15 protein-coding genes are annotated in these 13,525 nt (G+C 61.6%); 9 read left to right on the plus strand and 6 right to left on the minus strand.

Translation table 11 applies throughout. From position 1 onward, the window contains the following. Genes folE through AC07SU_RS07055 form a run of 3 tightly spaced genes read right to left on the minus strand, consistent with a single transcriptional unit; the run spans position 1 to position 1,909 of the window. Positions 1-561 carry a GTP cyclohydrolase I FolE gene (folE, locus tag AC07SU_RS07045; RefSeq protein WP_176996954.1) on the minus strand — a complete coding sequence of 187 codons (561 nt, stop codon included), beginning with the start codon at positions 559-561 and terminating at the stop codon, positions 1-3. A 20-nt stretch (positions 562-581) separates the two neighbouring features. Further along, on the minus strand, positions 582-1,292 hold the full coding sequence (folM, locus tag AC07SU_RS07050; protein ID WP_494996588.1) for a dihydromonapterin reductase: 711 nt from the start codon (positions 1,290-1,292) through the stop codon (positions 582-584). A gap of 56 nt (positions 1,293-1,348) precedes the next feature. Next, positions 1,349-1,909, minus strand: a complete 561-nt coding sequence (locus AC07SU_RS07055; protein ID WP_176996956.1) for a putative antibiotic biosynthesis monooxygenase — start codon at positions 1,907-1,909, stop codon at positions 1,349-1,351. Between the two features lie 212 nt (positions 1,910-2,121). Here AC07SU_RS07055 and AC07SU_RS07060 point away from each other — a divergent pair, with 212 nt between their 5' ends. Continuing rightward, a complete protein-coding gene (locus AC07SU_RS07060; protein ID WP_494996589.1) occupies positions 2,122-3,078 on the plus strand; it encodes a MerR family transcriptional regulator in 957 nt (318 codons plus the stop codon). Between the two features lie 2 nt (positions 3,079-3,080). Here AC07SU_RS07060 and AC07SU_RS07065 read toward each other — a convergent pair whose 3' ends face one another. Then, positions 3,081-3,686, minus strand: coding sequence for a hypothetical protein (locus tag AC07SU_RS07065; protein WP_494996590.1), 606 nt, complete (start codon positions 3,684-3,686; stop codon positions 3,081-3,083). A gap of 56 nt (positions 3,687-3,742) precedes the next feature. Beyond that, positions 3,743-4,210 carry a PAS domain-containing protein gene (locus tag AC07SU_RS07070; RefSeq protein ID WP_494996591.1) on the minus strand — a complete coding sequence of 156 codons (468 nt, stop codon included), beginning with the start codon at positions 4,208-4,210 and terminating at the stop codon, positions 3,743-3,745. Positions 4,211-4,339: 129 nt separating this feature from the next. On the opposite strand from AC07SU_RS07070, the gene AC07SU_RS07075 reads away from it, so the two are divergent. Continuing rightward, positions 4,340-4,795, plus strand: a complete 456-nt coding sequence (locus tag AC07SU_RS07075) for a flavodoxin (RefSeq protein ID WP_016971066.1) — start codon at positions 4,340-4,342, stop codon at positions 4,793-4,795. Here the strand turns inward: AC07SU_RS07075 and AC07SU_RS07080 are convergent. After that, on the minus strand, positions 4,776-5,672 hold the full coding sequence (locus AC07SU_RS07080) for a LysR family transcriptional regulator (protein WP_494996592.1): 897 nt from the start codon (positions 5,670-5,672) through the stop codon (positions 4,776-4,778). The two genes, AC07SU_RS07075 and AC07SU_RS07080, sit on opposite strands and share 20 nt — an antisense overlap. 98 nt (positions 5,673-5,770) lie before the next feature. Between AC07SU_RS07080 and AC07SU_RS07085 the strand changes: the two genes are divergently transcribed. From AC07SU_RS07085 to AC07SU_RS07115, 7 genes are all read left to right on the plus strand, one after another. Beyond that, positions 5,771-6,157: a CidA/LrgA family protein gene (locus tag AC07SU_RS07085; protein WP_176996962.1), complete on the plus strand. Its 387-nt coding sequence runs from the start codon at positions 5,771-5,773 to the stop codon at positions 6,155-6,157. Then, positions 6,147-6,833: an LrgB family protein gene (locus tag AC07SU_RS07090; RefSeq protein WP_176996963.1), complete on the plus strand. Its 687-nt coding sequence runs from the start codon at positions 6,147-6,149 to the stop codon at positions 6,831-6,833. Before AC07SU_RS07085 ends, AC07SU_RS07090 begins: the two co-directional genes overlap by 11 nt. Positions 6,834-6,975: 142 nt before the next feature. Next, on the plus strand, positions 6,976-7,758 hold the full coding sequence (locus AC07SU_RS07095) for a class II aldolase/adducin family protein (RefSeq protein WP_494996593.1): 783 nt from the start codon (positions 6,976-6,978) through the stop codon (positions 7,756-7,758). Then, positions 7,758-8,663 carry an alpha/beta fold hydrolase gene (locus AC07SU_RS07100; RefSeq protein ID WP_494996594.1) on the plus strand — a complete coding sequence of 302 codons (906 nt, stop codon included), beginning with the start codon at positions 7,758-7,760 and terminating at the stop codon, positions 8,661-8,663. Before AC07SU_RS07095 ends, AC07SU_RS07100 begins: the two co-directional genes overlap by 1 nt. Before the next feature lie 206 nt (positions 8,664-8,869). Then, positions 8,870-9,781 (plus strand): SDR family oxidoreductase, encoded by a 912-nt coding sequence (locus AC07SU_RS07105; RefSeq protein WP_494996595.1) that lies wholly within the window; start codon positions 8,870-8,872, stop codon positions 9,779-9,781. A gap of 483 nt (positions 9,782-10,264) precedes the next feature. Continuing rightward, on the plus strand, positions 10,265-12,055 hold the full coding sequence (locus AC07SU_RS07110; protein WP_494996596.1) for a DUF1302 domain-containing protein: 1,791 nt from the start codon (positions 10,265-10,267) through the stop codon (positions 12,053-12,055). A gap of 26 nt (positions 12,056-12,081) precedes the next feature. Further along, the gene (locus tag AC07SU_RS07115; protein WP_176996968.1) at positions 12,082-13,440 is read left to right on the plus strand and encodes a DUF1329 domain-containing protein; all 1,359 of its coding nucleotides are present in this window, start codon (positions 12,082-12,084) and stop codon (positions 13,438-13,440) included. The last annotated feature ends 85 nt before the right edge of the window (positions 13,441-13,525 follow it).

The raw sequence follows: 13,525 nt of genomic DNA on the forward strand, positions 1-13,525 counted from the left end.
CTACTTGCTCCGTCCAATCAGTTGCAGGAACTCCATGCGCGTGGTGTTCGACTCGCGGAACGCGCCGAGCATCACCGAGGTGTTCATGGTTGAATTCTGTTTTTCCACGCCGCGCATCATCATGCACATGTGCTGCGCCTCAATCACCACCGCCACGCCGGCCGCCTGGGTGACGCTCTGGATGGCGTCGGCGATTTGCCGCGTGAGGTTCTCCTGGATCTGCAGGCGCCGTGCATACATGTCGACAATGCGCGCCAGCTTCGACAGGCCCAGCACCTTGCCCGTCGGAATGTAGGCCACGTGGGCCTTGCCGATAAAGGGCAGCAGGTGATGCTCACACAGTGAGTACAGCTCGATGTCCTTGAGGATCACCATCTCGTCGTTATCGGAGGTGAACAGTGCGCCGTTGACGATGGTTTCCAGGTTCTGCTCGTAGCCATGACACAGATACTGCATGGCCTTGGCGGCGCGCTTGGGCGTGTCGAGCAACCCTTCGCGCTCCGGGTCTTCGCCCAGGCTCTTGAGGATCTCGCGGTAGTGTTGGGGCAGGGACAAGGTCATACAACATCCTCACAAACGGCTTACTTGATATGCCGCCCGCCGTTGACGGTCAGGGTGGTACCAGTGACATAAGGGTTATCCAGCAGGTAACGCACGCTCTGGTAGATCACTTCGGGCCCGGGCTCGATGCCCAGGGCCGACTTGGCCAGCACCTTGGCGCGGTAGGCCGCGTCGTCGCCCTCGTTGAACATCACCATCGCCGGGGCAATGCCGTTGACCTTGATCAGCGGCGCGAACTGCGCGGCGAACGACAACGTGAGGCTGTCGAGCCCGGCCTTGGTGGCGCAGTAGGCGATGTGCTGGCGGCTGCCCTTGCGCACCACGTCATCGCTGATGTGCACGATGTCTGCCGGTGTCGAGCGTTGCAGCAAGGGTGAACAATGCAGGTTGATCAGGTAGGGCGCAAGCATGTGCACGCCGAACATGTCGCTAAACGCTTGGCTCTCGTCGCCTGGGGCTTCTGCAACCCACGCCGAGGCGTTGTGGATGATCGCGCGCAGGCTGTCGGTGTGAGTCTTCAGCTCAGCGATAAAGGCCAGGATCCCGGCCTCGCTGGAGAAGTCGGCAAACACGCCCACGGCGCCACGCTCGCGCAGGGCGTGTACGCCAGGGCGTTCGCTGCGGTAGCTGAAAATCACCGAGTGGCCGTCATCCAGCAGGCGCTCGGCACAATGCAGGCCGACACGCTGGCCGGCACCGGTGATCAGGATCGGGGCGTCTGTTGCAATCATGGGGGACTCGATTCGCTGGCAGGCTCAAATCATACCAGCGACCGCGCCCCCTGTACTCACGCGGCGGCTTCAGTAGCCTTGCGAGGTGCGGGTGCGGGATGCAGCCAGCTGGCCAGCAGGTGAGTCGACAGCGGAATGAACAGGTAAACCATCAATGGCGTGAGTGCCAGGGTGCTGACCAATACGCGGGGAGCCAGGTCCAACTCGCCGAGCAACGGGCCCAGTACAAAGTTGAAAATCAGCGACACCGGGAAAAACGCCAGCCAGATCGCCACCGCCTGCTTCCAGCGCGGTGGTCGTGAACCTGCTGCGCCAAACCAGCCATCAATGCCGCTCACGCGATGCTCTGACGGGTCGGCAAACAGCTCACTGCCACGACCCAGCCAGGCGCTGCGGGAGGCGGAAAACTCCCAGGCATGCAGGGTCTTTTCGTCGGCAAAGCGGAAAATGATCTGGAATTCGTCGTCGTGGGGCGGCGGGGCAAGCACGCCTGAGCCCAGGTAACCAGGGAAGTCGGTGGCCAGTTGTTCGCCTTCGCGCAGCCAGCTCATCAATTCTTCATAGCGCCCTTTGGCCACGCGGCGCGCAACCATCAGGGTGACGGGTGAGGTAGACATTGTGTATCTCCAAGTAATCAGGTGCGCTGGGCCGGGTAGGCGGCGCACAAACGTAGCGGCCGGGTGGGGCTGCTACGTAAAAACAGGCAAGGATTATTCCTGTTTTGCCCAAATACGCCAGAGACTTCGGACAGATCGCCGCAGACCTTGAATCGACGACGGCAATCGGCGTTAAATAGGATCCACATTTGCACGGCTGTTTCCGACTCCAGATGCCCGAAATCATTGCCCCACAGCGTGAAACCACACAAGACAGCCAGGCTGACGACGTGGTGTTGTTTCCGATTCGCGAAGTCGCAAGGCTGACCGGCGTCAACCCGGTCACATTGCGTGCGTGGGAGCGACGGTACGGGCTGATCCAGCCCGTGCGCACCGAAAGTGGGCATCGGCTGTACTCAAGCAGCGATATCGACACCGTGCACCGCATTCTCGACTGGATCGAGCGCGGCGTAGCGGTGAGCAAGGTGAGCAAGATCCTGGCGCGGGATGAGTTGCGCAGCGCGCCAACCAGCACATCGCGCATCGATACCGAGATGGAGTGGAGCCAATGGCAAGTGCAATTGCGCCAGGCCATCAGTGCATTCGATGACCGCCAGCTTGACCGCCTATACGGCCAGATTTTCTCGGCCTACTCCATGGCCGTGGTGTTCCAGGACATCCTGATGCCGCTGTGGCAGCAATTGCTGCGTCACCATGGTGACTTCGGCCAGGCCAGCGAGTGGCTGTTCTTCGACAACTTCCTGCGCTCACGTACCGCGCAACGCCTGCAAATGGCGACGGCAACGCCTGCGCCCAGGGTGCTGTTATCCGCCATCGCCGGGGAGTGCCGCGAGCTGGAGTTGTTGGTTGCAGGCTTGTTGATGTCGACGGAAAACCTCGCGGTCAAAGTCCTGGGGGTTGGTCAGCCCTTCGATGAGCTGACGCTGGTCTGCGAAAAGACCCGGCCCCAGGCGCTGGTGATGTTTTCCAATCGTTTTCCTGGCAGTGAGTTGCCGTTGCGCCTCAAGCGCCTCGCCATGACGCTGGATTGCCCGCTGCTGCTGGCCGGTGATGCATCAGACTTGGCAGAGGCGAGCCTGATGGGCTCGTCGATTGGCTGCCTGGGCAACGACGCACGGCTGATGCAGCGTCGCTTGCAGCAGTTTCTCAGCGGTCAGCTGGATACCTGATCTCAGGCGTGCACCTGTGGATGCACCAAACGGTGCTGATGCAGGATGAACTGGCGTAGGCGCTCGGTCTCATCCGCATCGCCCTGGCTCAGGCGATAGGCGAACAAACCCCGGGCGGTTTCCCGCTCCAGCGTGCCGCGCAGTGCGATGCGTTCGTAGCCGGAAGGGCTGAACCACAGCGAAAAGGTTTTCGGTGGTTTGATCCGGCCACGAATTTCCACCAACACACCCTTGAATGACACCTCGTGCACCCACAGCGCGCCCAGGTTGCCCTTGACGTTCTCCAGTGCCACCGGGGTTTCCAGTGCCAGCCGCCACGGGCGGATCATCGGCCCATCTTCAAAAATGCTCGGCACGCCCAGGCGCAAATGCACCGCGTGAAACTCATCCTCCACCAGATGCAGGGGGAAGGTGAGTTGCTGGTTGTCGAATTGTGCCTGGATGGTGAGGTGGTCGTGAGCGGCCAGCCGGGTGAGCAAGTCACGGATCTGCGCGCCGCCGTTGACGGTCAGGCTCGACGATGCGTCCCGCAGGTTGAGCTGCGGGTTGTGCTGCATGTTCTGGATGAAGTCCAGTTCGTCCTGGGTCAGTAGAGCGTCGCGATGCATGAGGGTGCTCACGGTGAGACATTAAAAAGCCATTATCGCTCTAAAGGCCGCGTTTTCTACAATTTGTTGGTTCCGCTCGTCGCCTGAAGGGCCGCCAACTGGTCTTTCAATTCGGCCACTTGTGCCTCCAACTGCGCAACGCGCTGCTGCGCCTTGACCTGCGTGGTCACGTCTTTTTGCACGCCCACAAAGTAGGTCTGCCTGTCGGCCTCGTTATACACCGTCGAAATCGACAGCTCGTTCCAGAAGGGGGTGCCGTCCTTGCGATAGTTGCGCAGGGTTTCCCGGCAGGAATCGCCGCTGTCGAGGGCCTGGCGAATGGCGATCAAGGCGGGCTGGTCACGGTCGCCCGACTGCAGGAAGCGGCAATCCTGATAAAGGATGTCGTCCACACCATAGCCGGTTATCCGCTCGAACGCCGGGTTGACGTAGATCAGCGGTTTGTCCTTGCCTTCGCGCTCTGCGATGACGATGCCATCGTTGGAAGCGTTGATGACCATTTGCATCAGTTGGGCGTTGATCATTGAGCGGTCCATGGCTGGAGTTTGAAAAGTGGAGTTTATGGCATGCCTTGAATGTTGCACGACGCACGCCGAAACATTTGCGGTAGCTGCTAATATCCCACGCTTTCGCTCAACTACAGGATCAGATTGATGAAAGTCGCCATCCTTTCCGGCTCGGTGTACGGTACCGCAGAAGAAGTCGCCCGCCACGCCGCCGGCATCCTCAACGCCGCCGGTTTCGAAGCCTGGCACAACCCGCGCGCCACCTTGGCCGACGTGCAGGCCTTCGCTCCCGAGGCGTTCCTGGCGGTGACGTCCACCACCGGCATGGGTGAGCTGCCCGACAACCTGCAGCCGCTGTACTCGACTATTCGTGACCAACTGCCTGCCGCCTGGCGCGGCCTGCCTGGCGCCGTGATCGGCTTGGGCGACGCGAGCTACGGCGATACCTTCTGCGGCGGCGGCGAGCAAATGCGCGAGCTGTTCGGCGAGTTGGGCGTGCGCGAAGTGCTGCCAATGCTGCGCCTGGACGCCAGCGAAAGCGTGACCCCCGAAGCCGATGCCGAGCCGTGGCTGGCGGAGTTGGTCACTGCACTGCGCGGCTGACCGGAAACTCGCGCAGCAACGCCAACCAGGCCTGGGCGGCTTTCGACAGATAGGCGCCCTCACGCCAGATAAAGGCGATGTCCCAGCGCAGATAGTCCGGCGCCTTGAGCGTCAGGCGCACCACCCCCGGTCGCACTAGCCCACGGGCGACCACACTGGGCAGCAGCACCACCCCCTGGCCGGCTGCCACCAGTGCCACGAGAAAATCCGCCTGCCCGCTGCGGCCGATCTCCTTCGGGGTGAAGCCCAGCTGCTGACAGGCTTGCATCAACCGATCGTTCAACACAAAGCTGCGCTGGTACATCAGGAATGGCGTGTCGGCCAATTCTTCCAGGCGCACCTGGGCGTTTTCCGCCAAGGGGTGGTCCATCGGCAGCAGGGCATCCAGCGGTTCATCGCAGAAGGCTTGCCAGGCAAAGGCCGGGTCGCTCGGCATCAGGCTGCCACCCACGTCCAGTTCGCCACTCAAGATCGCCTGCTCGATGGTGCGGCTGCCGCCTTCCAGCAATTGGATGGTGACGTTCGGGTAGCGCCTGCGGTATTCGGCAAACAGCCCGGCAAACAACGTGTCCCCCGCCAGCAGCGGCAGGCCCAGGCGCAACTCGCCACGGGTCAGTTGCTGCATGTCATCCAGTTCGCTGAGCAATTCGGACTGCAGGCGCAACATGGCCTCGGCACGCTGCAACACCACCTCGCCCGCGGCGGTCAGGCGGATCTGCGAGCCCGTGCGCTCCAGCAACGGCGTGCCCAGGCTTTGCTCCAGTTGCGCAACCTGTTTGCTCACGGCCGATTGGCTGATGTGCAGGGTTTTACCGGCCTGGGTAAAACCCCCTCGGTGGATCACTTCGACAAAGCTGCGCAGCTGTTTGAATTCCATGGGCCAAATTCCAGTTTGGAATAGTTGGCAGTCTAACAATTCGCTGTGGGGATGGGCATGGCCTCTTTAAAATGGCCTTCTGCGAGGAACCCAAGCCCATGAAACGTTTCACCCTCAAACATCTCGGCCGCCTGCTGACTGAGCTGGTCGTGCTATTGGCCATCTACCTGCTGGGCTGCGAACTGGCCGTGTGGCTGAACTGGCCAATCCCGGGCGGCGTGGTGGGCCTGGGCCTGTTGCTGGCGACCTTTGCCAGTGGGCTGGTCAAGCCGGCCGCCCTGCAACTGGGCGCCGGGGTGTTGATGGCGGAGATGCTGCTGTTCTTCATTCCGGCCTTGATGAGCCTGCTCGATTACGGCGGCCTGTTGCGCAACGATGGCTGGCGCATCCTGTTGGTGATCGGCTTCAGCACGTTGGCGGTGATGCTGGTGACCGCGTTCACCGTCGAGCTGGTGTGCCGCTGGAGAATGCGCCGTGAAGCTTGAGCTGATGCCGGTGTTCTGGCTCGCCCTGACCCTGGGTGCCTATATTTTCAGCCGCTGGATCTATCGCCGCACCGGGCGCTATCTGCTGTCGCCATTGATCCTGGTACCCGTGCTGTTACTGGCGGTGGCCGTGCCGATGAAAACCGCCTACGCCGAATACGCCGCCGACACCCATTGGCTGATGCTCGTGCTGGGCCCGGTTACCGTGGCGTTCGCCGTGCCGATCTGGCAACAGCGCCGCTTGCTGGCACGTCACTGGTCGGCGTTGCTGTTGGGCATGGTCGCAGGCAGCGCGGCGTCCATCGCCACCTCGTTCGGCCTGGCCAAGGCGTTGGCGCTGGACAGCTCGGTGACGATGTCCTTGGTGCCGCGCTCCATCACCACACCGTTTGCCATGCCCGTATCTTCCGACCTCGGCGGCGTGCCGGAACTCACCGCCGTGTTCGTGATGTTTACCGGTGTGTTCGGCGCCATGCTCGGCGGTGTGCTGCTCAAGTGGTTGCCACTGCGCACACCGCTGGCGCGGGGCGCTCTGTTTGGCGTGGGCGCCCATGGCGCGGGTGTCAGCCGGGCGAGGGAAGTGGGCGGCGAAGAGGGCTCGGTGGCGGGCCTGGTGATGGTGTTGACGGGGTTGCTTAACCTGTTTGCCGTGCCTTTATTGGCGGCGCTTCTCTGACGCCATTTGGACTATTCTTCTGACTGACTCGTACGGTCATCAAGCTGGCTGCCAAGGCAACTACGGCGGCTGGGGTGTCTGACTAGACTGGCCCATCACTAAAAAAACAATAAATAAGAAGTGCGCCAAGGAGGTCATTGCCGTGAGCCTAGCCCCCGCTCTCACGCCACATAATGTAAAAGCCCAAGTCAGCGCTGCCGAATGGCAAGCCCGTGTCGACTTGGCGGCCTGTTATCGCCTGGTGGCGATGCATGGCTGGGACGACCTGATCTTCACTCACATATCGGCCAAGGTGCCGGGCACCGATGACTTCCTGATCAACCCTTATGGGCTGATGTTCCATGAGATCACCGCATCGAGCCTGGTCAAGGTCGACCAGGCCGGCAACAAGCTGATGGACAGCCCCTACGAGATCAACCCGGCGGGCTACACCATCCACAGCGCCATCCATGAAGTGCGCCACGATGTGACGTGCGTACTGCATACCCACACCGCAGCAGGTGTGGCGGTGGCTGCGCAGAAGCAGGGCGTGTTGCCGATCAGCCAGCAATCGATTTTCGTGCTGTCCAGCCTGGCTTACCACGCCTATGAAGGCGTGGCGCTGAACCACGAAGAGAAAGCCCGCTTGCAGGCCGACCTCGGCGAAAACAGCTTTTTGATGCTGCACAACCACGGCCTGCTCACCTGCGGCAGCACCATCGCCGACACCTTCCTGATGATGTTCACCTTCCAGCGCGCCTGCGAAATCCAGGTGCTGGCGCAAAACGGTGGGGCGGAACTGATCGCCATCGGGCCGCAGATTCTGGCCGGGGCCAAGGCGATGGTGGCCGCTGTCACAAAGAGCGCGCAAGGCATGGGAGGCGCGCTGGCCTGGCCGGCGCTGCTGCGTAAGCTGGACAGCCAAGACCCGGGGTATAAAAGCTGATGCCACTCGCCGAGATCCCGCTCAGAGCCTGGCGCAAACGCAGCCAGGCCTTCGACTTCCGTGGCCGCACGATCCGTTACTGGGTGGCCGGGCAAGGCGAACCGCTGCTGTTGATTCATGGCTTCCCCACCGCCAGCTGGGACTGGCATTACCTGTGGCAACCCCTGGCCCAGCGCAACCTGGTGATCGCGTGCGACATGCTGGGGTTCGGTGAGTCCGCCAAGCCGCTGGATCACGACTACTGCCTGCTGGAGCAGGCTGACTTGCAACAGGCCTTGCTCGACCATTTGCGGGTGGAGCAGCCGGTGCACGTGTTGGCCCATGATTATGGTGACAGCGTCGCCCAGGAATTATTGGCGCGGCACTACGAAGGCCGGTTTCAGATGGCCAGTTGTGTGTTCCTTAACGGTGGCTTGTTTCCGGAAACCCATCGCCCGGCCCTGGTGCAGAAACTGCTGCTCAGCCCCCTGGGGTGGATGATCGGCCGCGCCTTCGGGCGCAACGCGCTGTCGGACAGCTTCAGCCAGATTTTCGGGCCTCACACCCGGCCCAGCGAAAGTGCTCTGGATGACTTCTGGAGCCTGATCAATTGCAACGACGGCACGCGCATCCTGCACAAACTGATCGCCTACATTCCCCAGCGCCGTCGCCAGCGTGAGCGGTGGGTGGCGGCGATGCAGCGCGGTGACGTGCCTTTGCGGGTGATCGACGGCGAGGTCGACCCGATCTCCGGTGCGCACATGGTGGAGCGTTATCACCAGTTGGTGCCGCACGCTGACACGGTGTTGCTGGCCGGCATTGGTCATTACCCGCAGATCGAGGCGCCGGTGCAGGTGCTCAAGCATTACCTGGCGTTTCGCGAGCGCATCGCCGGGCCTGTGTGGGAGCTGGCTTGCCTGCGATAGCATCACCTGGGTACAACTGAAAAACCGAGGTGCCTGCATCGCGGGCAAGCCCGGCTCCCACATAAGCCAGCGTCCAAATACGTGAACCTTCGCACAATCATCCCGCTGCCTTATCGAGCACCATTCAGCCCTGGCTGACTTTATTGTGACCGCAGGCCCTGTGCCTGACACTCAACCTATTCCCATTGTCGCCAGCGGAGTTCGGTATGAGTGAGTCAGTGCAGTTCCAGGATAAGGTCGTGATCGTCACCGGTGCCGGCGGCGGGTTGGGCCGGGCCCATGCGCTGCTGTTCGCCAGGCATGGGGCCAAAGTGCTGGTCAACGACCTGGGCGGCTCTACCCAGGGCGAAGGCGCCAATGCCTCCGCTGCCGACCGCGTGGTCGCCGAAATCCGCGAAGCAGGCGGCATTGCCGAAGCCAACCATGATTCCGTCACCGATGGCGACAAGATCGTCCAGAACGCGCTGGACGCCTTCGGCCGCATCGACGTGGTGGTCAACAACGCCGGCATCCTGCGCGACAAGACCTTCCACAAAATGGACGACAGCGACTGGGACCTGGTTTACCGGGTGCATGTCGAAGGCGCCTACAAAGTCACCCGCGCCGCCTGGCCGCACCTGCGTGAACAAGCTTACGGCCGGGTGATCTTCACGGCGTCCACCTCCGGCATCTACGGCAACTTCGGCCAGTCCAACTACGGCATGGCCAAGCTCGGCCTGTATGGCCTGACCCGCACCCTGGCGCTGGAAGGGCGCAAGAACAACATCCTGGTCAACGCCATTGCTCCCACGGGCGGTACGCGCATGACCGAAGGCCTGATCCCGCCGCAAGTGTTCGAGCGGCTCAAGCCGGAACTGGTCAGCCCGTTGGTGGTGTACCTGGGCAGTGAGGCCTGTCAGGAAACGTCGGGGTTGTTTGAAGTGGGCGGTGGCTGGATCGGCAAGACCCGTTGGGAACGCAGCCTGGGCGTGGGCTTCGACCCGGACGCGGGGTTCTCGCCGGACGATGTGGCCGCGCATTGGGCACAGATCTGCGACTTCGAAGGCGCCGCTCATCCCAAGGACAACATCGAAGCATTGAAGGAGATGATGGCCAACTTACAGAAGTTCAGCCTCTGATCGTTGCTTGAACGCTGTTGAATCCCACGGGGCGCGAATAGCGCCCCGTTTTGTTTTGGGCATAAAAAAGGCCGCTGCAAAGGCAGCGGCCGAAGTAAGACGTTGGATCAAGGAGCAACAAATCAACGTCAGTGAACACCGATAACAGATTGAAAACAGGCATCAATCCATTTGAATCCAGCTTTTCTTCCGGCTGGGGAAGCGGGCGGTTCGCCCTGAAAGCCCGCTAAGAATAGTCGGTTGTAACAGAATGAGTAATAGCGGATCGGGACAAGGACTGTTACTGAATCGGCAACAGTTGCTTTGCGTGCTATCCATCCCCCTGATAACCCACCATCCACCTGGTCCATGCCCCCGCCAAAACCCCGGCCAGCGCGCCGGTTAATCCTTTCGAGCGACAGCACGAATACCCCTTTGGTGCGCTTATCGCTCCTGATGCGCGGCAGTAGGGTGGGGCCTTCTGTCACTCACCGGGGAAGACGCATGACAAAAACAACAATGCGCGCCATCTTCACGCCGCAAGCGCTGGCGGCTGCGGTTGCACTGGGTTGCTGTGCCCAGGCGCAGGCTGTTTCGTTCAACATTGGCGAGATCGAAGGGCAATTCGACTCCTCGCTGTCGGTCGGCGCGAGCTGGGGCATGCGCGATGCCGACAAGAAGCTGGTGGGCACCGTCAACGGTGGTACTGGCCAGGCGTCTACCGGCGATGACGGACGCCTGAACTTCAAGAAAGGCGAGACCTTTTCCAAGATTTTCAAGGGCATTCACGACCTGGAACTCAAGTACGGTGACAGCGGCGTGTTTGTGCGCGGCAAGTACTGGTACGACTTCGAGTTGCAGGACGAAGACCGCGAGTTCAAGCAGATCAGCAACCACCATCGTGACGAGGGCGCGCGTTCTTCGGGCTATGAATTGCTCGACGCCTTCGTTTATCACAATTACTCCATCGGCGATCAACCGGGCAACGTGCGGCTGGGCAAGCAAGTGGTCAGCTGGGGCGAGAGCACCTTTATCGGTAATTCCATCAATAGCATCAACCCCATCGACGTTTCGGCGTTCCGTCGCCCAGGCGCAGAGATCAAGGAAGGGCTGATCCCGGTGAACATGCTGTTCGCCTCCCAGAGCCTGACCAACCAGCTGACAGTGGAAGGTTTCTACCAGTTGAACTGGGAAAACACCGTGCTGGATAACTGCGGCACATTCTTTGGTGGGGATGTGGCGGCCCATGGCTGTAATGACAACTACACGGTCGGTAACCCGGCGATTGCGCCGTTGCAGCCCGTCGCCGCCGCGTTTGGGCAGGGCTTTCAAGTGACGCGCGAAGGGGTGATCGTGCAGCGTGCACAGGATCGCGACGCCCGTGACAGTGGCCAATTCGGTACGGCGTTGCGTTGGTTGGGGGATGATACGGAATACGGCCTGTATTTCATGAACTACCACAGCCGCACCCCGACCGTGGGCACCATCACCAACAACACGAGCCTGGCCAGGCTCGGTGCGATCGCCGGTGCAGCCAATGGTCTCGCGCCCGGCTCTGGCGCAGGTCTGGTCCAGAGCCTGATGCTCGGGCGTGGCCAGTATTACCTCGACTACCCGGAAGATATCCGCCTGTTCGGCGCCAGCTTCTCCACCACCTTGCCCACCGGCACGGCGTGGACCGGCGAGATCAGCTACCGCCCCAACGCTCCGGTGCAACTCAACACCACCGACCTGACCCTGGCCCTGATCAACCCGGTCGCCGGGCAACTGGCTTCGCCGATCCGCAGCAACTTCGGTGACGACAACAAAGGTTACCGCCGCAAGGAAATCACCCAGATTCAAAGCACCATGACCCAGTTCTTCGACCAGGTGCTGGGCGCTGAACGTCTGACACTGGTAGGCGAAGCGGCTTACGTGCACGTCGGCGGGCTGGAAGACAAATCCAAACTGCGTTATGGCCGCGACTCGGTATACGGCGCCTACGGTTTCCAGGGTGACACCGACGGTTTCGTCACGGCCAACTCCTGGGGTTACCGCGCCCGGGCGATCCTCGATTACAACAACGCCATTGCCGGGGTGAACCTCAAGCCTAACCTGTCCTGGTCCCATGACGTGGCCGGCTATGGCCCCAACGGCCTGTTCAACAAAGGCGCCAAGGCCATCAGCGTTGGGGTGGATGCGGATTACCGCAGCACCTATACCGCAAGCCTGAGCTACACCGACTTTTTTGGCGGTGACTACAACACCCTGACCGACCGTGACTTTATCGCCCTCAGCTTCGGCGCGAACTTCTGATCTGGCTTAAAGAAGGATAAGACTCTATGCGTAAGATATTTGCGGTGATGGCCCTCAGCCTGTTGGCCGCCAACGTGATGGCGGCGGTGTCGCCTGAAGAAGCCGCCAAGCTCGGCACCACCTTGACGCCCATGGGCTCGGAAAAAGCCGGCAACGCCGATGGCTCGATCCCGGCCTGGACCGGCGGCATCCCGAAAAACGCCGGTGCGGTCGACAGCAAGGGCTTTCTCGCCGACCCGTTCGCCAGCGAAAAACCGCTGTTCGTGATCACCGCAGCCACCGTCGACAAGTACAAGGACAAACTCTCCGACGGCCAGGTAGCGATGTTCAAGCGTTACCCTGAGACCTACAAGATCCCTGTCTACCCCAGCCATCGCACGGTCAACCTGCCGGCGGACATCTACGAGTCGATCAAGCGCAGCGCCTTGAACGTGCACGCGATCAACGACGGTAACGGCCTGGAGAACTTCACCGGCAACCGCTACTACGCGTTCCCGATTCCGAAGAACGGCGTGGAGGTGCTGTGGAACCACATCACCCGCTACCACGGTGGCAACCTGCGCCGCATCATCACCCAGGCCACCCCGCAGACCAACGGCAGCTACACCCCGATCCGCTTCGAAGAGGAGGTGGCGGTACCGCAATTGATCCCGGACATGGACCCGGCCAAGGGCGCCAACGTGCTGACCTTCTTCAAGCAGTCGGTGACCGCGCCGGCGCGCCTGGCCGGTAACGTGCTGCTGGTGCACGAGACCCTCGACCAAGTGAAGGAACCGCGCCTGGCCTGGATCTACAACGCCGGCCAGCGCCGCGTGCGTCGCGCGCCGCAAGTGGCGTATGACGGGCCGGGCACGGCGTCCGACGGCCTGCGCACCTCGGACAACTTCGACATGTTCTCCGGCGCGCCGGACCGCTACGACTGGAAGTTGGTGGGCAAGAAGGAGATGTACATTCCCTACAACAGCTACAAGCTCGACCAGCCAACCCTCAAATACGACGACATCATCAAGGCAGGCCACATCAACCAGGATCTCACCCGCTATGAGCTGCACCGCGTGTGGGAAGTGGTCGGTACGGTCAAGCCTAGCGAGCGGCACATCTACGCCAAGCGCCACATGTACATCGACGAAGACAGCTGGCAGGTGGCGCTGGTCGATCACTACGACGGCCGTGGCCAACTGTGGCGGGTGGCCGAAGGTCATGCACAGTTCTACTACGACCATCAGGTGCCGGCCTACACCGTGGAAACCCTGTATGACCTCATCGCCGGACGCTACATCGCCCTGGGCATGAAAAACGAAGAGAAGAGCAGCTTCGTGTTCGGCTTCGCAGCGAAAGCGGCGGACTACACCCCGGCAGCCCTGAGGTCCGAGGGCATTCGCTGATCGCAATGTGAAATGTTGTTCAACTGTGGGAGCTGGGGTGGGGGGGGGGGGGGGGGGGGGGGGGGGGGGGGGGGGGGGGGGGAGT

This window comes from Pseudomonas sp. GW821-FHT05H12, assembly GCF_059419385.1.

Excerpts from the sequence above, each read along its gene's own strand:
- AC07SU_RS07065 (WP_494996590.1), bottom strand. The coding sequence starts at position 3,686 with ATGCATCGCGACGCTCTACTGACCCAGGACGAACTGGACTTCATCCAG.
- AC07SU_RS07055 (WP_176996956.1), bottom strand. The coding sequence starts at position 1,909 with ATGTCTACCTCACCCGTCACCCTGATGGTTGCGCGCCGCGTGGCCAAA.
- AC07SU_RS07075 (WP_016971066.1), top strand. The coding sequence starts at position 4,340 with ATGAAAGTCGCCATCCTTTCCGGCTCGGTGTACGGTACCGCAGAAGAA.
- AC07SU_RS07070 (WP_494996591.1), bottom strand. The coding sequence starts at position 4,210 with ATGATCAACGCCCAACTGATGCAAATGGTCATCAACGCTTCCAACGAT.
- AC07SU_RS07060 (WP_494996589.1), top strand. The coding sequence starts at position 2,122 with ATGCCCGAAATCATTGCCCCACAGCGTGAAACCACACAAGACAGCCAG.
- AC07SU_RS07115 (WP_176996968.1), top strand. The coding sequence starts at position 12,082 with ATGCGTAAGATATTTGCGGTGATGGCCCTCAGCCTGTTGGCCGCCAAC.
- folE (WP_176996954.1), bottom strand. The coding sequence starts at position 561 with ATGACCTTGTCCCTGCCCCAACACTACCGCGAGATCCTCAAGAGCCTG.
- AC07SU_RS07085 (WP_176996962.1), top strand. The coding sequence starts at position 5,771 with ATGAAACGTTTCACCCTCAAACATCTCGGCCGCCTGCTGACTGAGCTG.
- AC07SU_RS07080 (WP_494996592.1), bottom strand. The coding sequence starts at position 5,672 with ATGGAATTCAAACAGCTGCGCAGCTTTGTCGAAGTGATCCACCGAGGG.
- folM (WP_494996588.1), bottom strand. The coding sequence starts at position 1,292 with ATGATTGCAACAGACGCCCCGATCCTGATCACCGGTGCCGGCCAGCGT.
- AC07SU_RS07110 (WP_494996596.1), top strand. The coding sequence starts at position 10,265 with ATGACAAAAACAACAATGCGCGCCATCTTCACGCCGCAAGCGCTGGCG.
- AC07SU_RS07105 (WP_494996595.1), top strand. The coding sequence starts at position 8,870 with ATGAGTGAGTCAGTGCAGTTCCAGGATAAGGTCGTGATCGTCACCGGT.
- AC07SU_RS07100 (WP_494996594.1), top strand. The coding sequence starts at position 7,758 with ATGCCACTCGCCGAGATCCCGCTCAGAGCCTGGCGCAAACGCAGCCAG.